Below are 21999 nucleotides of genomic sequence, written 5' to 3'. Positions count from 1 at the left end.
GGTAGAATAATGTTGATCGGCTAGAAGGAGATGCCAGCAAGCGGGGAGTGCGCGTGGTCGAATATGAACTGATGTCACCCGATGACTATGACAATCTTCCGGAAGAACCAGAAGAGAAATTCATTGCAATCGAACGGACGTGCCGAATCAATCTTAACTCCATTTTACGGACCTTAGACGAGAACGACTCGTGGTCTTATAAAATGATACAATTACAGTACATGACAACCGTCTCGGCAGCGGCGGCAGAACTCAATATCTCAGGAGTTGAATATCCGAACGGGCATCGGGAGCCTCATCTAGGCTTTGACGACTTCCTGTTACAAACCAGCGGAGCAGTGACGCGGGCACGACTGCGGAAGGCAACACGATCTCGTCCGTTTACAGTTCAACTCGCGGCCAGGACGAGAGGGGCCGTCGAGCTGCAGATTAACAAGCTCCGGTCCATCATCGAAAAGGCGGACATACCGGAAGCGCGGCGTAGAACGCTGCTCCGTAAACTGGATGAACTCAATTCGGCGTTGAATGAGCCTCGCACAAGTTTCGCACAGGTGGGCGTGATCCTAGCGACGCTGGCGTCCGGGGTGGCGATTGGCACAAGCTTTTTAGCCGACGCCCCTCAAGCCATTATGACCATACAGCGCCTCGTAGGCGCCGATAAGGACGCGGAAGAAGCCGAGCGCAGCCGACTGGGGCCACCTCCAGCTCGTCCCGCACTCCCGCCGCCTCCTACCTCGGGCCTTCCCGCCATGAGCCAGCCTGGATGGAAGTTAAGCGAAGATTTTGACGATGAGGTCCCGTTTTAAACGTCATCCCGAGAATATCAGTCCACTTTGAACCGAGGGAACCGCTCCAGCGCCGCCGCTTTAGCTTGGACTGAAATCTTCCCGTACTTACGCCCCGTGGTCCCCGGCGCGTGGCCTTGGATCGCATCTGCCACCCGCTCCTCTATTCCGGCGTCCGCAGAGAGGGTCTTGAACAGGTGCCGCCATGCATGGTTGGGCTTGATGTCCGGATCGGTAATGCCCACGTCCTTGCGGACCCATTCGGCCAGACGCTCGCCCACCTTCTTGACGTGGCGGTTTCCCTTGATTTCGTCCCCAATCGCACGAAGGTTTAGCGGCTCATAGAAAATCGGCCCCTTGTTCAGCCCTTTCAGAACCCCGAGGAAGCCTTGCTCAATAACATGCGGGTGCAGTGGGACCAGCCGCGCCTCTCGCGTCTTAACGCTGCCCGCCTCGGGGGTGATCCGCATGACCCACACGCCCTCGGACTGGAATATGTCCTCCTTGCGGAGCTGGCTTAGTTCATTCACCCGTGCCCCACTGTAGGCGCAGAGCCATGGTATCCACCGCCGCGCCCTGACATACGGAGCCGAGAGGCGGCCAGTCGGGGCCACAAGGCTCGCCTTGAGGATCGCCTTGGCCTCGTCCATGGTAAAGTCCTTGTCCCGGACCTTAGCCACCTTCGGGATGCGGACCTTCACATCCGACGCAACGTTCTCGTCTAGGCGTTTCTCTTCCGTTGCCCAGGCAAGAGTGCAGCGCAGGGCCGTGATGTACTTATCCCGGACCGTCACCGGCTTACGTAACGCACCATTCCGCATCGGGGTTGTCTGGAGATGGTCGCGCCACGCGACCACATCGTCCCGTGTCAGCCTCCGGGCGTCATCATGGCCTACGAACCCGATCAGACTTTGGATGTACTTGCGCCATTCCCTGCGGACCCCTTCCGAGATGCCCTGGGCGGTCGCATAGGCCTCGAAGGTAGGCATGAGGAGAACCTCGCCGCCCTTCTTCCTGGCAGCCTTTGCGGGAGTCGTAGGGGGTTCCGGTTCGGCAGGCGTCGGCACGTCTTCGCCCTCTAGGCGCTTCAGCCTGTCTTGGGATGCCAATATAGCAGCATCGTTGAGTGCGCGACAAAGCTCCGGCAGGAGGGGATCGGAGGGACTGACAAGAAAACCCCGAGCCTCGGCTAGGAGCAAGGACTCCTCAGTCCATTCCTCCAGGACGCCTTCAAGGTCCCCGCTGGCTTTCAGAGCCTTGCAGGAGGCCAGCGCGGCCGCTTGCGTTTCCCGCGCCTTCGCTGCCCAGCGAGAGCGCTCCGAGCCAGCCCAAGAGTTCACCCCTCCGGCCTCATCCACACGGACGGCGATGGCCTTGAACTGCTCCCGCTCCTCGGCATCCCACCGGGCCTGATCGTCCTCCTCCAGAGCCTCAGCATGAAAAGCGGCCGCAAGGTGCAATATGGTGGGGCCGTCGAGGGCCACAAAGGACCCCGCGTGCTTCCTCTCGGCGAGCGCCACGTCATCCTCCCACTGCCGCGCTGCCTTCGCGTACCGCTCGTGGAAATCTGGCGAATCAGGACGGCCCAGGGAGACCCTCAATTGCGTCCCAGAAAGATAAGGACGGAGGTGTGGAGGGTATTGACGGCGGAAGGATTTTCTGCCTCCCGGATGTTCCTGGATATGCTTCACGAGCCATCCCATAGCAGCTTCCTTGTACCCATGCCATGTACCTTGGCGAGCACCGAAACCGCAGAAATCCGTGTTTTCCTGAGAAAATCAACCCCTTAGAGGGGGCTGGTGCCGCTTACGTGACTCGAACACGTGACCCTCGCATTACGAATGCGATGCTCTACCAACTGAGCTAAAGCGGCGTTGGGGCGGGCAGATAACAGCGCTTTGAGCGAAGAACAAGCGTTCAATTCCACTTTCCCATGCTCATGCCCCGCCAAACCGCATCGGACCATCATTCCGCCCCCGCCTTTACCCGACGTTTACCATCCTGTGGCACTGTCGAGTCTCGAGAAAAGCTTTTTATCTGGCCTAGGGACCGATTGGATGGACATTCTGCGGGGATATGGAATCGCCAGTGAAGCGGACGATTTCGAGTCCGCGAACGACGCAGCGATCGAAACGCCGCCCCTGGTCGGAGCGGACGAGCGCCGCATGCAGGTGCGCGCCTATAATTATTGGGCGTCGTTGCTGGGCGATCGCAACCTGCCGTCAATCGAGGATCTGTCCCCCGAAGACCTGGAGGATTTCGGCCCTTACAGCGTCCTGCTGGACTTCAGCACCGGCCTCGACAACCCTGCCGTCGTCTATCTCGGCACGGCGCTGCGGGCGGAGTGCGAAATCACCGGGCCGATCCAGTTCATCAACGATGTCCCGTCCCGCTCGCTGCTCTCGCGCCTGACCGACCATTATCTCCAGATCATCGCCAATGCCGCGCCGATCGGGTTCGAGGCCGGCTTCGTCAACCAGCGCGGTGCGGAGATTCTGTATCGCGGCATATTGATGCCCTTCTCCTCCGACGACCAGACGATCGATTTCGTCTTCGGCGTCATCAACTGGAAGGAAGTGGCCAACCGCGACGTCAGCGCCGAGATCGACCGGGAGGTGGAGGAAGCCCTTCGCTCCGCGCCCAGCGCGCCGCCGGTCGCGCCAATCTGGGCAGACGGCCCCGCCGCGGACGACGACGAATTCGGTACGCTGGACCTCAGCGGCATGGAAAGCCCTGCGGAGGACGCGCCGCTGGTCGACTGGCTAGCTCTCGCCCGCGACAGTGCGGAGCAGGCCCGCACCAGCGAAGCGCGCAGCCATGCCGCGCTCTATCGCGCCATCGGCCTCAGCTATGACTTCGCGCTCGTCACCATCGCCCGTCCGGAGGAATATGCCGAACTGCTCGAAAATAGCGGGCTGAAGGTTCAGGCGCGCGCGCCGATGACTGCCGTGGTGAAGCTGGTCTTCGGCTCCACCTATGACAAAACGCGCATCACCGAATATGCGACCGCACTAGACCATGCCCGAGCGAACGGCATAGGGCTTGGCGCTTTCGGCGACTATCTCGCCCATTATGACGGCGGCCTCAAAGCCTTGGTCCGTGACGAACGCGCCCAGCGCCGGAGCGACAGCCCGGCCAAACCCGATCGTCAGCAGACCGCCCGCACCGCGATGAAGGCGGCCCCCGCGCTCGATCCCTTCGCCGTTGCCACCGATGGAGACGGTCTGGCCGTGGTCGTCGCTCGCCGGGAAAAGGACGGCTCGCTCGTCATCGTCGGCGCCCTGCCCGAAGGATCGGACCTCAGCCAGCGAGCCATCGTCGCCGCCGCCAGTTGATCGCGCGGAAGCCGCCCTTTATCGGCGGGAACCGCCACGCCGGATTGACAGAAGGCGATCATGGGCCGATTCCTTGCGGCTATTCCCGAAGCATGTCGCCTTGCCATGCTGCGCTGCATCATAATATTACAATTTTCCGTAATTTTATTTCTTGTGCTGGGTTGAGCCTCGAGACGCAGTAGCGCATAGTGGACGGCATCGGTTTGAGAAGTCGCGTGGCGGTTCTCCTGCGCCTTCTCCGTTCACCCAGGCGGGATCCATCCCGCGAGCAAGAGGCAAGCACATGACGGCATTGGCTGAGCCGAAGATCAAGGAAGTCGACATTTCCATTCGTGACGCGCTGGAAGCGGCGCTGGCACGGGGCGCCCTGCCCGGTGAGAGCGAGGGGTTCGATCATGTCGCGGTGCTGGAGGCCGCGACCTTCATCGGCCGCACCGCCGCCAGCCGCAAGTCCGGCCACGTCGCCATCGCCACGGAAACGCTGGGCGAAGGGGTCAGCGGGCGCTTCATGCGGATCGCCATCGTCAATGACGACATGCCTTTCCTGGTGGATTCGATCGCCAATGCGCTCGCCGCCGCCGACATCATCATCCATCGCCTGCTGCATCCGGTGCTGTCGGTCGAGCGCGACGGCAACGGCCATTTGAAGGCCATATTGGACGATGAAGCCGCCGGGGCACGGCGGGAATCGATGATCTATATCGAGGCGGACCGCGCCGATGCAAAGGCCCGCCGCGCGCTGGAAAAGGCGCTGGAAGACACGCTGCAGGATGTCCGCGCCGCCGTCGCCGACTGGCCGAAGATGCGCGAGGCGATGGGCAATGACGCCGACACCGTCACCGATGAGGAAGGCGCGGCGCTGCTGCGCTGGTTCCTGGCCCGCCATTTCACCCAGATCGGTCATGAGCGCCGGACCCGCGGCGGCACGGCGGAGGCGCGCATCGGCATCTGCGCCCTGCATGACCAGTCGCTGCTGGCCCCGGCATCGCTGGAAGCTGCCTTCACCTGGTTCGAGGAAGGCAAGCGCACGCCCCTCATCATCAAGTCCAACCGGCTGTCGCGGGTGCATCGCCCGGTGCTGCTGGACCTCATCATTGTGCCGGTGCGCGAGGGCAAGCAGGTCGTCGCCCTCTCCATCCATGCGGGCATGTGGACCAGCGCGGGATTGGCGACGACGCCGGACAAGGTGCCGCTGCTGCGCTCGGCGCTCTCCGCGCTGATGGATAAGTTCAGCTTCGATCCGCACGGCCATGCGGGCAAGGTGCTGACCCATGCGCTGACCGCGCTGCCCCATGACATATTGATCGGCTTCGACCGCGAGACGCTGGAGCGGCTGGTTCTGACCTTCATGTCGCTGACCGACCGTCCTCGCCCGAAGCTGGTGCTGGGCACCAGTGCGCTCGACCGGCATCTCTACGCCTTCGCCTGGCTGCCGCGTGAGGAACTGACCACGGCGCGGCGCGTGGCGGTGCAGGATATGCTGTCGCAGGCCGCCAACGGCCCGGTACTGAGCTGGTCCATCGCGCTGGAGGAAAGCGGGCTGGCGTTGCTCCGCATCACGCTCGACCTGCGCGGCGAAGGCGTGGTGCCCGACGAAGCCCCACTCGACCGGCAGTTGAAGCAGATGGTGCGCGGCTGGCTGCCCGCCGTCGAGGAAGCGCTGGCCGAGACCGAGGAGGCCGGCCGCGCCGCCACGCTGGCGCAGCGCTATGCCAACGGCTTCCCCATGGCCTATCGCAACGGCGCCGGCCCGGTCGAGGCAGCGATCGACATCCGCCTGCTGCACGGCCTGTCGGGTCCGGGCGACAAATCGATCCGCATCTACCGCAATGGCGAGGATACGCGCGAACAGCTGCGGCTGAAACTCTACAGCCATGACGCCATCGCCCTGTCTGAAGTCGTGCCCGCATTCGAGAATTTCGGCTTCCGCGTGATCGAGGAGATGATGACGCCGGTGGCCACCAGGGAAGAGGGGAGCGCATTGGGCTATGTCCAGCGCTTCGTGCTGGAACTGCCCGCGGGCGGCGATGCCGAAACGGTCATTGCCCGCGCCGACATCGTGACCGAAGCGATTGCGCAGGTCACCGAAGGCGTGGCGGAGAATGACCGCTTCAACGAGTTGATCGTGACGGCCGGCCTCGACCAGCGCTCGGTCGTGCTGCTGCGGGCGTTGTTCCGCTATCTGCGCCAGACCGGCATGGCCTATGGCATGGCGACCTTCGCCGAAACGCTGCGGCGCGAACAGGGCATTGCGCGCCAGCTGATCGAACTGTTCCAGGCATTGCACGATCCCGCCGCCAAGGATGGCGCCGCCCGCGCCGCCGCCGCGCAACTGGAGATCGAGGCGGGACTGGAGAAGGTGACGGCCATCGATGAGGATCGCGTGCTGCGCCTGCTGCGCGCCGTCATCACCGCGACGCTGCGCACCAATTTCTTCAGCGATGCAGCCAATGAAGCGCTCGCCTTCAAGCTGGACAGCGTACAGATTCCCGGCCTGCCCGCACCGCTGCCATGGCGGGAAATCTGGGTCTATTCGCCGCGCGTGGAGGGCATTCATCTGCGCGCTGGACCCGTGGCGCGCGGCGGCCTGCGCTGGTCCGACCGGCGCGACGATTTCCGCACCGAAATCCTTGGCCTGATGAAGGCGCAGCGGGTGAAGAACGCCGTCATCGTGCCGACCGGCGCCAAGGGCGGCTTCTATCCCAAGCAGCTCCCCAGCCCGCAGGTCGACCGCGACGCCTGGTTCGCGGAAGGCACGGAAAGCTACCGCATCTTCATCCGCGCGCTGCTTTCCGTCACCGACAATATCGTCAAGGGCAAGGTGAAGCATCCCGCGCAGGTGGTCGTGCTGGACGGAGACGATCCCTATTTCGTCGTCGCCGCCGACAAGGGCACGGCGACCTTCTCCGACGTCGCCAACGCTCTGGCGCTGGAACGCGATTTCTGGCTGGGCGACGCCTTCGCCAGCGGCGGCTCCAACGGCTATGATCATAAGGCCATGGGCATCACCGCCAAAGGCGCGTGGATCAGCGTGAAGCGCCACTTCGCGGAAATGGGCGTCGATGTGCAGAACGAGCCGGTGCGCGTCGTCGGCTGCGGCGACATGTCGGGCGACGTGTTCGGCAACGGCATGCTGCTCAGCAAGGCGATCAGGCTGGTCGCCGCCTTCGACCATCGCCATATCTTCCTCGATCCCGATCCCGATCCGGCAAAATCGTGGGAGGAACGCAACCGCCTGTTCCAGCTCCCCCGTTCGAGCTGGGACGATTATGACAAGAAGCTGATCTCCAAGGGCGGCGGCGTCTTCGCCCGCTCCCTGAAGAAAATCCCCCTGACCCCGGAGGTACAGGCGATATTGGGCGTCACCGACATGGAAATGGAGCCGACCGCGCTCATCTCCGCAATCCTGAAAAGTCCCAATGACCTGCTCTGGTTCGGCGGCATCGGCACCTATGTGAAGGCCACCGCGCAGAGCCATGGCGATGTCGGTGATCCGGCCAATGACCGTCTGCGCGTCAACGCCGAACAACTGCGCGTCAAGGTGGTGGGCGAAGGCGCCAATCTGGGCGTGACCCAGGCCGCGCGCATCGCCTTTGCCTTGCGGGGCGGGCGGATCAACACCGACTTCATCGACAACAGCGCGGGCGTCGACTGCTCGGACAATGAGGTCAACATCAAGATCGCGCTCAACAAGGAAATGGTGGAAGGCCGCCTTCCCTTCGAGGATCGCAACAAACTGCTGGTCAGCATGACCGATGCGGTCGCCGACATCGTGCTGGAGGATAACCGGCTGCAGGCGCTGGGCCTCTCCATCGCGGAAGCGGGCGGGGCCGCCGACCTTGCCAGCTATGTGCGCCTGATCGAGACCTTCGAGGAGTCGGGGCGGCTGGACCGCCAGGTTGAAGGGCTGGCCGCCAACGACCAGCTTCTGCGGCGCGGGCAGGATGGGCTTGGCCTGACCCGCCCCGAACTGGCCGTGCTGCTCTCCACCGCCAAGCTCGCGCTTCAGGACGCGATCGAACATGGCGAGTTGGGCACCGATCCGTCGATGGGCAGCGAACTCGCCGTCGCTTTCCCGCCTGCGATGCAGAAAAAGGAAGCGGACGCTATCGCCGCCCATGCGCTGAAAAAGGAAATCATCGCCACCAAGGTCGCGAACCGGATCATCAATCGCCTCGGCATCATCCACCCGTTCGAGCTGGCAGAGGAAGAGGGTTGTTCGCTCGCTGACCTTGCCAGCGCCTTCCTCATCGCGGAACGGCTCTACGATATCGGCACGCTATGGGCTGACATCGACGCGGCGGACATGTCCGAAGCGGCGCGTCTGGCGCTGTTCGGCGACATCGCCAGCGGGATGCGGGCGCAGATCGCGGACATATTGCGCGCCCTGCCAACGGGCACGCTGCCCGAAACCGGCCACAGCCTGCTGGCCAAGGGCGTCGACAAGCTGGCGAAGAAGGTCGACGACCTCCTCACCAGCGAAGCGCTGCGTCGCACGGCTGCCGTCACCGACCGGCTGCTCTCTCTGGGCGCGCCGGAGGAACTTGCCCGCCGCACCGCCGGCCTGTTCAAGCTGGACGGCGCGGTCGGCATCGCCGCGCTGGCCGGGCGGATGAGCGTGGATGAAGTCGCGCTGACCCGCGCCTTCACCCATCTGGGCGAAGCCGTCGGCATCGACTGGGTCCAGTCCTCCGCCGCCCGCATGGAACCCTCCGATCCCTGGGAGCGGCTGCTCATCTCCGGCGTGGCCCGCGACATGCAGCAGGTGCGCCTCGACTTCCTGAGCCAAGGCAAGGGCAAGGAGGTCGCCCAGCATGTCGAGGAGTGGCTGAAGACCAAGGGCGCGCGCATCCAGCAATTCCGCGCCCTCGTCCACCGTGCCAAGGCCGCCGCGACGCCCAATGTCGCCATGCTCGCCGAAATCGCGGGACAGGCGCGCGGGCTGCTGGGGCGGTAACGCTCCAGCCCGGACATGATACCGTCATTCCCCATTGTGCGGGAATGACGGTATCATTCCGAAAATGCCCCTATTGCGCGTTGTCGGGAATATTCACCGGCACCTTGCCCATGGACGGCCCGTAAACCGGCGTAACGCCCTCGACCGTTCGGCCATGCAGCGCTTCGATCTCGGCCTTGCGCTGATTCAGATACAGTTCACGATAGGTCGAATAGGGATCTGCCTCAGCACGGATCTTCTGGACCGTCTCGTCAAAGGCCGCTCGCTCGCCCAGTTGATTGAGGATACCCGCCGGGATCACATATTTGGGCTGGGTGAACGGCTTGCCGATCGCGAAAGGCACGATCATCTTGTCCACCGTATCGCCGATGATGTCACGCAGCGTCGTCGGCCCGACGAGCGGCAGATACATATACGGCCCCGGCCCCACCCCATAATAGCCCAGCACATCGGCAAGGCCATTCGGCCGATAGGGCAGGAAGAAGGGCTTGCGTTTCGCCACGTCGAACAGGCCCGCCACGCCCAGCGTCGTGTTGACGGTGAAACGCCCCACCGTCTCCATCGCCTTGCCGGGCTTGAACTCCAGCATATAGGCAAGGAACACCACGGGTTCCTGCAAGTTGGAGAAGAAGTTGCGGAAACCCTTGCGTATCGGCTTGGGCAGGCCCTTGTTATAGGCCTTGGCCACAGGTTCGATGACGGCCTTGTCGACCGCCTGCACCGTCTGGAAGCTTTGTTCGTTGAGCCGCTCCAACGGATCGCCCGGCGGCGGGCGCGTCCGGCCGGTGACGACGATGTCGCTCGGCAGCCGCGCGGGGACGGCAGGCGTTACCGCCGTTCCCGGCAGGTTCGGCAGCACCGGCGGCGGCGGAAGGGTGACGACCGTGCTATCCTGCGTGGACTGCCCCAGGCTGGCCTGAGGGGGAATGACTTCAGGAGGACTGGCCTGGGACGTCTCAACCACAGAGGTTTCGGCCACGGGCGCGCTCTGCGGCAGGGCATCGACCGCCCCCGCCTGCGCGCCCATCATCATTCCAGCGGCAACGGCCGGCAGCAGCATGTCTTCGTCCTTTATGGGCAGGCCCTGAGAGCCGACGCCCTGTTCATGTCACCCCCGTAGCGATGGCGGCTAGTTGGGATGGGACCAACCGTCAATAGCCTGACGTCATCGTCCCGTGTCTACCGCCGTTCGCGCGCCATGTCCCGGCGCCATCCCATACATTTTGATACATTTTTTCCGCTGACGCAGGTTTGCAATTGCGAGTCGTTCGCGTTATTGACGGCCCAATCATTCCCCTCAGGACTCGTCCCGCCCCCGATGCATGCCCCCGTCCGCGCTCAAACCCCGAAGAAGAAAAAGAGCGCCAAGGCCTTCTGGCTGAAACAGCTTCACACCTGGCATTGGGTGAGCAGCGCGATCAGCCTGATCGGCCTGCTGCTGTTCGCCTTTACCGGGATCACGCTCAATCACGCCGCCGATGTCGAGGGGTCTCCGCAGACCGTCACCCAATCCGCCATCCTGCCCCCGGCGCTGTTGCGGCAGGTCGCCGCCGATGAAGCGCCCGACGCCAAGAAACCGCTGCCCGCCCCCATCGCATCCTGGGTGGAAAAGCAGATCGGCCAGAGCGGCAAGGGCGAAGCGGAATGGTCGGCGGACGAAGTCTATCTCGCCCTGCCCCGTCCCGGCGGCGACGGATGGGTGTCGATCGACCGGCACAGCGGCGAAGTTACGAGCGAGGCGACCAGCCGCGGCTGGATCAGTTACCTGAACGACCTGCACAAGGGCCGCAATGCGGGCAATGTGTGGAAATGGTTCATCGATATTTTCGCCGTCGCCTGCTTCCTCTTCGCCCTGACCGGCCTGCTGCTGCTCTGGCTTCATTCCAAAAAGCGCCCGACCACCTGGCCGATGGTCGCCATGGGCCTGGCCGTTCCGGCGATCCTCGCCATCATCTTCATCCATTAAGGGGGACTGTTCACCTCATGCAGATCAGCCACAAGATCGTCCTGACCGGCGCCGTGAGCGCGGCCGGCGCCATGGCCGCGCCGGCGACGGCCCAGACGCTGGACGTCACGCTTACCCTCCCCCGCCTGTCGGTGGCCGAATATCACCGCCCCTATGTAGCGATCTGGCTGGAGAAGGAGGGCGCCCCGGCCCGCACGCTCACCATCCTCTACGATGTCGACAAGCGCAACAATGGCGGCGCCAAATGGCTGCGCGACGTGCGCATGTGGTGGCGCGCATCGGGCCGTTCGCTGACCGTGCCCGCCGATGGCGTGTCCGGCGCGACGCGCGCGCCCGGCACCCACAAGCTGAGCTTCACGTCCGGCAAGGGCGGGATGCCGACCCTGACGCCCGGCAAATATACGCTGGTGGTGGAAGCCGCCCGTGAAAATGGCGGCCGCGAACTGGTGCGCGTGCCGCTCAACATGACCGCCGCGGGCGCGAAGGGCAGCGCGACGGGCCAGTTCGAACTGGGCGCCGTCAGCGCCGTCCTGTCACGCTGACGAAAAGGGGGATGCCATGATGAAGTTCCGCAAGCCGCTGCTGCTGCTCGCCGCCACCGCCGCCATGGCGATGCCGCAAATGGTGGGCGCCGCGCGCCCGTGGATGCTGCCGTCCGAAACCATGTTCGCGGGGTCCGGCAATGAATGGCTGACGGTCGACGCCGCCATTTCCAGCGATCTTTATTATTTCGATCATCCCGGTCAGAACTGGCAGCCGGTCGTGACCGCCCCCGACGGCAGCACGACGCAGGTCGAAAACCGCACCGTGGGCAAGCTGCGCCAGACCTTCGACCTCGGCATCAAGGCCAAGGGCACCTACAAGATCGCCATCGTCAACGAAACGCTGATGGGCAGCTATATGCTGAACGGCGAGCGCAAGATGCTGCCGCGTGGCACCAACGCCGCCACGCTGGCGAGCGCCGTGCCGCAGGGCGCGACCGATGTGCAGACCGCGACGGCGACGACCCGCATCGAAACCTTCGTGACGGCGGGCGAACCGACCAACAGCGTGTTCGCGACGACCGGCAAGGGGCTGGAAATGGTTCCCGTCACCCATCCCAATGACGTCGCCGTAGGCGAGCCGGCCACGTTCAAGTTCCTGCTCAACGGCAAGCCCGCCGCCGGACTGGACGTGGTCGCCATTCCCGGCGGCATCCGCTACCGCGCCGACCTGAAGCAGATGGACGGCAAGACCGATGCCGAGGGCAAGGTCACGCTGACCTGGCCGGAAGCGGGCATGTATTGGGTCAGCGTCAGCTCCGGCGGACGGCGCGGACCGGGCGAAGGCGGCGCGGGCGGCGCTCCGGGTGCTGGCGGCCCACAGGGTCAGGGCGGCGGGGAAGGTCCGCGCCCCATGGGTCCGCCGCAGGACCGTGCAACCTATGCCATGACGGTCGAGGTGCAGGGCTGACCGCTGCCCCTCTGCGCATCGCCCTTCCACCCGGCCTGTCGCCCGACCAGTTTGCGGGCCTGAACAGGCTGGGCCGGATCAGCGACTTTGGCGGGCCGACCATGGGCACAAGCTGGTCGGCCCGCATCGTCGACGCGCCTCCGGGCAGCGTCGAAGCCATAGAGGCCGTGCTTTCCAATATCATTGCCGAAATGAGCAACTGGGAAGCCGATTCCGCCATCAGCCGCTTCAATGCCACGCCGGTCGGTCAATGGATGACGCTGCCCGACGATATGGCGCTGGTGCTGCGCACCGGCCTCGACATCGCTCGGCTCTCGGGCGGCGCTTTCGATCCGGCGGTCGGGCGCATGGTCGCGCAATGGGGCTTCGGCCCCGGCGGTCTGACCGGCCTTTCCACCGTGCCCCATTTTCCCTCGCCCTGGACCGCCATCGAACTGGACGGCCAGCGCGCCCGCCGCATGGCCGATGTGACGCTGGACTTTTCCGGCATCGCCAAGGGCTTTGCCGTCGATGCCGTGGCGGCGGCCCTGCGCGACCTGGGAGGCGCGCATTTCCTGATCGAGATCGGCGGCGAATTGCGGGGACAGGGCATCAAGTCCGACCTCCAGCCCTGGTGGGTCGATGTGGAAGCACCACCGGGCCTGTCGCTGCCGACGCTACGTGTGGCGCTGTGCGGCCTGTCGATCGCAACCTCGGGCGATTATCGCCGCTTCCGCGAGGAAGGCGGGACCCGCCTCTCCCACAGCATCGATCCGACGACCGGCGCGCCCATCGCCCATAACGTCGCCTCCGTCACCGTGCTTCATGAAAGCGCGATGCTGGCCGATGCGTGGGCGACCGCGATCACCATCCTCGGCCCGGAACGCGGCATGGCCCTCGCCACCCGGCACGGCCTGGCCGCAATGCTGATCCGGCGAACGGAAACAGGGGGAACGGAATATCTGACCCCCGCCCTCGCCGCGATGCTGGATTGAATGACCTCCCACCCTCATTCGGGTGACATCAGGCCTCCGCCCAGCGCCGCAACAGATTGTGATATACCCCGGTCAACCGGATGACCTGCGCATTGTCATGCCCCAGATCGACCGCCAGTTGCTGGATGCTGCTGTCGAGGTCGAACAGCATCTGCCGCGCCGCATCGTCCCGGACCATGGACTGAAGCCAGAAGAAGCTCGCCACCCGCCGCCCCCGCGTCACCGGCTCGACACGATGGAGCGAGGAGGACGGATAGAGCACCGCATGACCGGCGGGCAGCTTCACGCGCTGAACGCCGAAATTCGTCTCCACGGTCAGTTCGCCGCCATCATAGCTTTCCGGCTCCTCCAGAAAGACCGTGATCGACAGGTCCGATCGCACGCGAAAGCCTGTGCCCGCCTGAATGCGCACGGCATTGTCGACATGGGTGCCGAAGGCCTGACCGCCCGCATAGCTGTTGAACAGCGGCGGAAAGACCTTGAGCGGCAAGGCGGCGGCAATGAACAAGGGCGAGCTGCCCAGCGCATCCAGCACGATCTGCCCGGCCTGCTTTGCCTGCGGAGACTCTTCCGGCAATTGCAGGTTGCGCTTGGCGAGCGCCGACTGATGGCCGGAGGTGACATTGCCGTCGACCCATTCCGCCGCGTCGATCAACGAACGGACGCGAACCAGAGTGTCGGCGTCGAGCAGATCGGGAATGACGGTCAGCATGTCGGGGCCTCCTTGCCCAGCAGGGCGGCAAGCCCCGCCTGCCGCAATATTTCGTCGGGCCAATGACGCAGATGCTCGGCGGCCTTGTCAAGGAAGGCGGGCGTCGCCCTATTCCGCACACGCCCGAGCCAGAGCAGTGCTTCCTCGGTCGCGCCATCCTCGGCCAGCAATCGCGCCAGATTGAACTGCCCGCGAAAATCGTCGCCCTCCGCCGCGATCCGGTAATGACGCAGCGCCTCGGCCCGGTCCGCCGCAACGGCCCAGCCGTCTTCATGGAAGCTGCCGATATAATTGGCGGCCTTGGCGCCGATCAGCCCCGGTTCGCCCGCCGCGCGGCGGAACCAGTCCAGCGCCGCCGCATGCTCGCCCCGCAAGGCAAGCTGCGTGGCATGGTTATACATGGCTTCGGCCACGCCCTGCCCGGCCGCGACGCGATAGCATTCCGCCGCCCGCTCAGGATCGACGGCGACGCCCCAGCCCAGTTCATAGCAGCGCCCGACCATGTTGAGCGCGAACATGTCATGGCTGGCGGCCGCCCGGTTGAACCAGCCAAAGGCCGCGCGCGGATCGGCGGGCAATTCCACCCCGTCCAACAGCATCTGGCCCAATATAAGCTGGGCCTGCGCCACGCCGCCTTCCGCCGCGGCGCGGATCAGCGCGACACGATCCGCCCCCGGCTCCACCAGCCGCGCGGCAAGTGCCTCGGCACTCATCGCGCTCAATTCAGCCAGTGAAAGCGGGGACGATTCAGTCATCGCATCAATATTTGACGCTGAGCGTCGCGAAGGCCGACCGACCCGGCGCAATCGCGGCATAGTGGTTAGTGTAGGCCTGGGTGAAATAGGTCTTGTCGGTCAGGTTCTGGATGTTGACCGCAAGACTGATCTTCTCATTGAAGTCATAGCTCGCGCGGGCATCGAAGCGCCAATAGCTGGGCACCGAGCGGGCGATGATCTTCGTTGCCGGATTGACCGTGACTACGCCCGTGCTGTCCTGCGTCGCAGTGCGGTTGTCGGCATAGCCGCCGAACACCCGGCTCATGTAGAAGGCGCCGCCGCCCACATTCAGCCCCGGCAGCACTTCCAGATTGGTCCAGAGCGAGAAGCTGTGCTTGGCGGTCTGCGGGAACTGGCGGCCGGTATTGACCGATTCCACCAGCACCGTCTTGGCCGCCTGCCCCGGCACCGCCGCCGCCGTCAGCGCGGTGAAGCCGCCATCCACGATCTTGGCGTCCATATAGGTATAGCCGCCAAACACGCTCCACTTGGGCAGGATTTCGCCGTTGAAGCCCAGTTCCACGCCCTTGATCCGGCGTTCACCGATGAACTGTATGCTGTTGTCGGCGCCGGTGACCCGGGCGTTCTTCGTCTCGGTCTGGAACAGCGCAACGTTCAGCGACAGGCGCGAATTGAACAGGTCTGCCTTGGCGCCGATTTCGTAGGATTTGGTGCGCTCGACCTTCAGCGTTTCTTCCGCGGCGACACGCAGCGCTTCAATGGCGGCGGCGGTCTGCCCCGGGGTCGTGGTAGCCGCGATCGTGCCCAGCGCATTGGCGTCCTGCCCTTCGCCCAGCAGGCTGTTGGGCGGCGTGGCCGAAGTAGCATAGGAGGCATAGATGCTGGTGTTCGCGGTCGGCTTGAACACCAGCCCCGCCTGCCAGTTGAACACGCCGTCGTCGCGGCTGACTGTCGGAGAAACGCCGTTAATGACCGGCAGCGTCAGCTTCGAGCGATAATCGTCATAACGTGCGCCGAGATTGACGATCAGCGACTTGCCAATGCTGATCGAATCGAAGGCGTAGATCGCCTTGGTATTGGCGTTGTTCTGGGTTTCCTGCGCCGGGGTGGTGCGTGTGATCGGGCCGGTGGCGGCATAATTGCCGTTCACATAATTGACCCACGGATCGGACGGGTTCGGAGCGAAGAGGCTGGTGCAGTCGAAGGTCGAAACCTGCGCCGCGCTGCAGGCCGGGCCGTTGGTCGTCGTGCCGGACGTGAAATGGCGTGTCGTCACATTATAGGTGCCGCGCCGCGCCTTTTCCCAGCTGAGTTCCGCGCCGACGGAGAAGCTGTGCTCGATCCCGGCGGTGTTGAACTTGCCGAACAGGTCGATCTGGTTCGTCAACGTGTCGACATAACCATAGCGGGTGTTGGCACGGCGCCAGACCTGACCAGTGCCGTAGACATTGCTCTGGCTATCGTCGGGCTGGGTATAGATATAGGCTTGGTTGTTATGGCTGTAACGCGCCGTATTCCGCAGCGTCACGCCGCCGAAATCATGCTGCGCCCGAACGGTGAACTGGTCCGTCTTGCTCTTGCGGAAGTCCCGATCCTTGAGGCCATAATAAGTGTCGCGATCGACATGGCCCGTTGTGCCGTTGGCAAGGGTCAGGTCGCCAATCGCGGGCTGCGAATAGTTGAAGCCGGTGGGCGCGTTGGCAATGGTGTAGAGATAGGGAATACCGCTGTCGGGCAGTTCATCCGTATCGAGATGATACCAGGAGAGCGTGAGCTGAGTCGGCGTGTTGAGACCGATGGTGAGCGAGGGCGCGACGCCCCAGCGCTTCTGCCAGATGGCGTCGCGACCGGCCACATCCTGATCATGCCACATTCCCGCCACGCGGAAGGCGACCGTGTCGGTCAGCTTGTAATTCAGGTCCGCCGTGATCCGCTTATAGTCTGCGGTGCCGTAGGACAGGTCCATGCTCGCGAAATCGCGGTCGCGCGGCAGCTTGGTGATGATGTTGAGCGAGCCGCCGGCGCTGCCGCGTCCGCCCAGCGAACTGTCGGAGCCGCGCACCACCTGAATCTGTTCGACGGCGAAGACTTCGCGCGACTGCGCCGAACTGTCGCGAACCCCGTCGACATAGGTGCTGCCCTGACTGTCGAAGCCACGGATGAAAGGACGGTCGCCGATGGGATTGCCGCCCTCCGCCGCGCCGAAGGTGATGCCCGGCACGGTGCGCAGCGCATCGACCAGCGTGGCCGATCCGGTATCCTTGATCACATTTTCGCTGACGATCGCGACCGAGCGCGGCGTGTTGATCAGCGGCGCGGTCGCCTTGGGAGAAATAATGTCCTGATTATAACGGCCATTGACGACGATCTGGCTCGCGTCAGCCTGCTGGTCCACTGCTGCGCCAGCCATATCGTCGGCCTTGTCCAGCGCTACTGCGGGACTCGAAACGAACGCTCCCACGCAGCCCAGGGCCAGAAAAGCTGGCGCCGCGCGGCGGCGGTTATCGTTGTGCATATCGGTTGGCCCCCTTGTAGAATCTCTATCTTGCGGACCAGTTATTGCGACGCGTTCGCATAGTCAAACACTATTGCGAAACAAAATCAGTTTCATCAGCAGCAGAAAGGACGTTTCCGCTCATTCCGGCAGCAGAACGAAGGGAATCTCTACGATACCCTTCACGCGAACGGGCTGCCCGTCCCGAATTGTCGGCTTCCATCGCCAACTGCGCACCGCGTCGCCTGCGGCTTTGTCGAGCCGGGAAAAACCGCTGCTCCGTGTGACGGCCAGGCTTTCCACCGTTCCGCCAACCCCCAGCGTCAGCGTCAGCACCACCGTGCCCTGCTCCCGCTTGCGGCGGCTTTCGACCGGATAACGGGGCGGTCGGCCCGCCACCATCTGCGTGCCGAGTTCTCCGCCCTCCAATATGCCGGGCGGCGCTGGCGGTGCGAATGAAGCGACCACCGGCGCCGGCGCAGGAACCGGAGCGATCGCGGCCGGAACAGGGGCGATATCAGGCGTCGTCGCGACGGCCTGCATCGGCGTGGGCACCTGCACCAGCGGCGGCGCAACGACTTTGGGCTGCGAGGGCGGCGGTGGCACTTCGGCGGCGGGGGGCGGAGGCGGCGGCATCAGGTTCACCACCGACAAGCGCACTTCCCGCACGTGACGGACATAATGGCGCGCCTGCATCAAAGCAGCGATCAGGATGATGTGCACAAGGAGGAGGAGGACGACCATCGGCACATTGACCCCTCGCCGCATCCCATAGCGCGAACCCAGAATGCCGGGAGTTGCAGCGGCATCCGGGCGAACCAGAGCCAGCTTCGGCGGAGACGCGACAATCGGATCATCCGCAACGATTTCCGTCAGCCTATCCGCACCGTGAAGCATGGCAGATTCCCTTTTGCGGCCACCCGTCCATTCGGGGCCGATCGCATCGTAAGAACATCCCCAAAGGGACCGGACGGGTGGCGACCCGAGGAGGAGAGGAGTGTATCGCCACCCGCCCGTTTCCCCCGGCAAGGGACGGATGCCGGGGGAGAATATGAATCAGAACATATAGTTCAGGCTGAACACCGCCGACCGCGTCGGCGCGGGCTGTGCCCAGCTCTGGTTCGTGCTGTTGCGCACGGTCGTCACATATTTTTCGTTGGTGAAGTTCTGGATATTCACCTGCGCCTTCAGCTTGTCCGTGATCGGATAGGACGCCATGAAGCGGTGAATGGTGTAGCTCGGCACATAATAGGCCACATAGGGCGTGGTCGTGCCGGGCGTCAGTTGCGCCAGCGTCGGCTGGTTCATCAGGAACCGGCCCTGATAGGTGAGGCCATAGCCCAATTCCAAACCGAAGCCGAAGCGATAGGTGGTGAACAGGCTGCCCGAATGTTTGGGCGTGTTGACGAGCGCGTGGCCCCGCGTGGGGTCGAGGACCGCCGCGCTGTTGGCACAGGTGCCGGCCGTCCCGTCGACAGCGCCGGGATGGGCAAGGCAGTAATCGGAAACGCCCTGCTTCACCTCACTCTTGAGGTACATGTAATTGGCGGAGATCGTCCAGTTGGCGGTGATATTGCCCGACGCGCCAAGAGAAACACCTTCCACCCGCTGGAATCCGTCAGTCGCCTGGTCGGGCAGCGTCGGATCGCCGGAAACCAGCTTGATCTGGTTGCGGTCGTTGCGGAACAGGGCAGCGGTCAGCAGCAGCTTCTTGCCGAACAGATCCGCCTTGGCGCCGATCTCATAATTCTCGGTCGTCTCCGGCTTGACGTTGCAGGTGAGCGCCGAACAGGCGCCGTCGACCGATGACTTGGACGGCAGCTTGCTGTTGCCATAAGCGATATAAAGGCTGGTGTCCGGCGTCGGCTTCACCACCGCGCCGATGCGATAGGAGAAGAGGTTGTCCTTGACCCGGAACGGACCGGTCACGTCGCTCAACTGGCCCAGATTGGCCGCTCCTGCGGTGGTGACATAGCTGAAGCTACGATTGCTGCCCTCGATCCGCTCATAGCGGATGCCGCCATTCAGTTCGAACCAGTTGGCGAACTTCATCGTGTCGAACAGATAAGCCGCATAGCTGGTCTGCTCACCCACATTCCGGCTGGCCAGGATGAAATTGACCGGGCCGGTATAGACATTGCTGCCATAGGTGAAACCTGCCGGTCCCTGCACGACCTCCCCCGGATTGGCGATGTTGACCAGCGGGAAAGCGGGCGTCGAACCGTCGGCATTGCGGGGCAGCGTGCCCTGCGTCTGGCGATATTTCTCCCACAAGGCGGACGCGCCCAGCACCAGGCTGTGCCGGATACCGCCGGTCGCGAAATCCGCGCTCAGGTCAAGCTGATTATAGGCCGTTTCGTTGGAGATCAGGCGCTGCACGCCGCGTCCGCCGGTCGGCAGATAATAGCCCGCCGGCACCGTTGCCGGACAGGCCGCGCTGACGCCGTTAATGTCCATCGGCTGAAGCCCGGTCGAGGCCAGACAGAATGTGCCGGTCGGCTGGCTGGTGATCGTGTTCTGGCGGACATGTTCGTAACGCGTCAGGTTGCGGATCTTCACCGCATCGCTGAATGCGTGGGAAAAGATCGCCTGAAGCGAATCCGTCTTGCTGTTCTGCTGGTCGAGATTGGCGAAGCCATAATAGCCGCTGCGGTCGAAATCCTTCAGGAACCCGCCATTATTGGCATAGTAGCGAAGCCCATATTGCGGCATGCCCTTGTCATCGAGATGCTCGGCCTGAAGCGTCAGGCTGGTCGGACCGTCAATGCCGATGGTGATGGCGGGCGCGATGCCCCAGCGCTTGTAATTTTCCACGTCGCGGCCCGGCACGTCATTTTCATGATAGACGGCATTGATGCGCACGGCGATCAGATCGTTGATCCGCCGGTTGGCGTCGACGGTCGCACGATAATAATTGTCCGTGCCGATCCCGGCATTCAGTACGGTCCGATCATCGGCCAAGGGACGCTTGGTGACGAGATTGATCGTGCCCGCCACGGAACCGCCCCCGTTCATGACCGAATTGGCGCCGTTGGTGACTTCGACCTGCTCGATATTATAGACTTCGTTGCGGTTGAGGAATGCGCCCGAGCGCACGCCGTCGACCGTCACATCGTTCTTGGCATCCTGACCACGCAGGATGATACGGTCGCCATAGCCGAAACCGCCCTCGCCCGCGCCGAAGGTGATGCCCGGCACGGTGGAGAGCACATCACGCAGCGTCAGCAGATTCTGCTGCTGGATGGTTTCCTTGCCGATGACGGTGATGGTCTGCGGCGTGTCCAGCAAGGGCCGGCTATATTTGGGCGATTCCGCCTTCTCGACCTTGACGGGCGATTCATCGATGGCCGTATCGGTGACCGTCATCCCCCCGAGTTTGGCCCCCTGCGCGCTATCCTGCGCCTGCGCGGTCGAGGCGAAGGCCATCGCGCCGACACAGCCAAGCGCCAGGAAGGAAGGACGTGACATTGCTTTGGACATGAAGACAGAACCCCTTTTCTCAATCCCTGAGGGTCCTGCTATTGCGACTCGTTCGCATAGTCAATGCTATTGCGAATTATTATTGTTTTATGGCTGCATAATATCCCTGAAAAGCCAGCATCTTATCGCACTCGCCAGATTGGGGGGATCGCCCACCGCCATGCGGGCAACGTCGATGCGTGCGATCAGCGCATTGACAGGCAAGCCCTCACGCGCGGCGACCGCACGGAGGGCTTCCCAGAATATCGGTTCAAGGCTGATTGCGGTCTGATGCCCCGCAATGGTCACGCTGCGCTTGACAGGCGGCGCGAAGGGCGATGCCGGAAACGCCGAAACGTCGGAGGAAACATCGCCCTCCTGCATCAGTACATATGCTGTCCGCCGTTGATCGACAGCGTGCTGCCGGTCACGAAGCCCGCCTCCTCGCTACAGAAGAAGGCGACGCCGCGGGCGATTTCATCGGCATGGCCCAGGCGGCCGACCGGAATCTTGGCAACGATCTTCTCCAGCACGGCCGGGGGCACGGCGGCGACCATGTCGGTATCGATATAGCCGGGCGCGATGGCGTTGACGGTCACGCCATATTTCGCGCCTTCCTGCGCCAGCGCCTTGGTGAAGCCATGGATGCCCGATTTGGCGGCGGCATAGTTGACCTGTCCATATTGACCGGCCTGACCGTTGACCGACCCGATATTGACGAAACGGCCCCAGCCACGGTCCCGCATGCCGCCAAAGGTCGCCTTCGCCATGTTGAAGCAACCGCCCAGATTGATGCGCATGACATCATTCCAGTCGTCGAAGCTCATCTTCGCCAGCACGCCGTCGCGGGTGATGCCTGCATTGTTGACCACAATGTCGATCGGCCCCAGTGCTTCGGCCACCTGGGCGCAGCCGTCCAGACAGGCCTGATGATCGCCCACATCCCATTTGAAGGCGGCAATGCCGGTCGCTTCGGCGAAGGCCTGCGCCTTGGCATCATTGCCCGCATAATTGGCGGCGACTGTGCACCCCATTTCCTTGAGCGCCAGACTGATTGCCTCGCCAATACCACGCGTTCCACCCGTGACGACTGCAACCTTGCTCATAACGCTCTCCCTCAAGAAAAAA

The 21999-nt window shown here is 63.7% G+C and carries 16 protein-coding genes and 1 tRNA gene; 7 read left to right on the top strand and 10 right to left on the bottom strand.

Going from position 1 to position 21999, the window contains the following annotated elements; translation table 11 throughout:
• The first annotated feature begins 53 nt into the window (after window positions 1–53).
• The gene (locus HUK73_RS00385; protein ID WP_176590132.1) at window positions 54–806 is read left to right on the top strand and encodes a hypothetical protein; all 753 of its coding nucleotides are present in this window, start codon (window positions 54–56) and stop codon (window positions 804–806) included.
• Between the two features lie 17 nt (window positions 807–823).
• Here HUK73_RS00385 and HUK73_RS00380 read toward each other — a convergent pair whose 3' ends face one another.
• Complete coding sequence (locus HUK73_RS00380) at window positions 824–2305, bottom strand: recombinase XerD (RefSeq protein ID WP_369805412.1); 1482 nt, start codon at window positions 2303–2305, stop codon at window positions 824–826.
• Window positions 2306–2582: 277 nt separating this feature from the next.
• A tRNA-Thr gene (locus HUK73_RS00375) sits at window positions 2583–2658 on the bottom strand.
• A gap of 184 nt (window positions 2659–2842) precedes the next feature.
• On the opposite strand from HUK73_RS00375, the gene HUK73_RS00370 reads away from it, so the two are divergent.
• Both HUK73_RS00370 and HUK73_RS00365 read left to right on the top strand, forming a co-directional pair.
• On the top strand, window positions 2843–4120 hold the full coding sequence (locus HUK73_RS00370) for a hypothetical protein (RefSeq protein WP_176590130.1): 1278 nt from the start codon (window positions 2843–2845) through the stop codon (window positions 4118–4120).
• A 283-nt stretch (window positions 4121–4403) separates the two neighbouring features.
• Window positions 4404–9077 carry an NAD-glutamate dehydrogenase domain-containing protein gene (locus HUK73_RS00365; protein WP_176590129.1) on the top strand — a complete coding sequence of 1558 codons (4674 nt, stop codon included), beginning with the start codon at window positions 4404–4406 and terminating at the stop codon, window positions 9075–9077.
• Between the two features lie 70 nt (window positions 9078–9147).
• Here HUK73_RS00365 and HUK73_RS00360 read toward each other — a convergent pair whose 3' ends face one another.
• The gene (locus HUK73_RS00360) at window positions 9148–10137 is read right to left on the bottom strand and encodes a VacJ family lipoprotein (protein ID WP_176590128.1); all 990 of its coding nucleotides are present in this window, start codon (window positions 10135–10137) and stop codon (window positions 9148–9150) included.
• Window positions 10138–10395: 258 nt separating this feature from the next.
• Here HUK73_RS00360 and HUK73_RS00355 point away from each other — a divergent pair, with 258 nt between their 5' ends.
• The 4 genes from HUK73_RS00355 to HUK73_RS00340 all read left to right on the top strand — a co-directional run bounded on the left by HUK73_RS00355 (window position 10396) and on the right by HUK73_RS00340 (window position 13469).
• The gene (locus HUK73_RS00355; protein WP_176590127.1) at window positions 10396–11043 is read left to right on the top strand and encodes a PepSY-associated TM helix domain-containing protein; all 648 of its coding nucleotides are present in this window, start codon (window positions 10396–10398) and stop codon (window positions 11041–11043) included.
• A 17-nt stretch (window positions 11044–11060) separates the two neighbouring features.
• A complete protein-coding gene (locus tag HUK73_RS00350; protein ID WP_176590126.1) occupies window positions 11061–11585 on the top strand; it encodes a DUF2271 domain-containing protein in 525 nt (174 codons plus the stop codon).
• Window positions 11586–11601: 16 nt separating this feature from the next.
• Window positions 11602–12495: a DUF4198 domain-containing protein gene (locus tag HUK73_RS00345; protein ID WP_176590125.1), complete on the top strand. Its 894-nt coding sequence runs from the start codon at window positions 11602–11604 to the stop codon at window positions 12493–12495.
• A 101-nt stretch (window positions 12496–12596) separates the two neighbouring features.
• Window positions 12597–13469, top strand: coding sequence for an FAD:protein FMN transferase (locus tag HUK73_RS00340; protein WP_176590124.1), 873 nt, complete (start codon window positions 12597–12599; stop codon window positions 13467–13469).
• Window positions 13470–13497: 28 nt separating this feature from the next.
• Here the strand turns inward: HUK73_RS00340 and HUK73_RS00335 are convergent, their stop codons facing one another.
• The 7 genes from HUK73_RS00335 to phbB all read right to left on the bottom strand — a co-directional run bounded on the left by HUK73_RS00335 (window position 13498) and on the right by phbB (window position 21977).
• Window positions 13498–14181: a Fe2+-dependent dioxygenase gene (locus HUK73_RS00335; protein ID WP_176590123.1), complete on the bottom strand. Its 684-nt coding sequence runs from the start codon at window positions 14179–14181 to the stop codon at window positions 13498–13500.
• Entirely contained in the window at window positions 14175–14936 is a 762-nt protein-coding gene (locus HUK73_RS00330; protein ID WP_176590122.1) for a tetratricopeptide repeat protein, read from the bottom strand. The genes HUK73_RS00335 and HUK73_RS00330 overlap by 7 nt, the downstream gene beginning before the upstream one ends.
• 4 nt (window positions 14937–14940) lie before the next feature.
• Window positions 14941–17433, bottom strand: a complete 2493-nt coding sequence (locus tag HUK73_RS00325; protein WP_176590121.1) for a TonB-dependent siderophore receptor — start codon at window positions 17431–17433, stop codon at window positions 14941–14943.
• A gap of 120 nt (window positions 17434–17553) precedes the next feature.
• Window positions 17554–18309 (bottom strand): energy transducer TonB, encoded by a 756-nt coding sequence (locus tag HUK73_RS00320; RefSeq protein ID WP_176590120.1) that lies wholly within the window; start codon window positions 18307–18309, stop codon window positions 17554–17556.
• 159 nt (window positions 18310–18468) lie between these two features.
• The gene (locus HUK73_RS00315; protein ID WP_176590119.1) at window positions 18469–20892 is read right to left on the bottom strand and encodes a TonB-dependent siderophore receptor; all 2424 of its coding nucleotides are present in this window, start codon (window positions 20890–20892) and stop codon (window positions 18469–18471) included.
• Window positions 20893–20979: 87 nt separating this feature from the next.
• Window positions 20980–21255 (bottom strand): ribbon-helix-helix domain-containing protein, encoded by a 276-nt coding sequence (locus HUK73_RS00310; protein ID WP_176590118.1) that lies wholly within the window; start codon window positions 21253–21255, stop codon window positions 20980–20982.
• The gene (gene phbB / locus HUK73_RS00305; RefSeq protein WP_176590117.1) at window positions 21255–21977 is read right to left on the bottom strand and encodes an acetoacetyl-CoA reductase; all 723 of its coding nucleotides are present in this window, start codon (window positions 21975–21977) and stop codon (window positions 21255–21257) included. Before phbB ends, HUK73_RS00310 begins: the two co-directional genes overlap by 1 nt.
• Window positions 21978–21999: the final 22 nt, after the last annotated feature.

The sequence above is a fragment of the Sphingobium sp. EM0848 genome (assembly GCF_013375555.1).
GTDB lineage: Bacteria > Pseudomonadota > Alphaproteobacteria > Sphingomonadales > Sphingomonadaceae > Sphingobium.
This window is presented reverse-complemented; position numbering and strand designations above follow the sequence as displayed.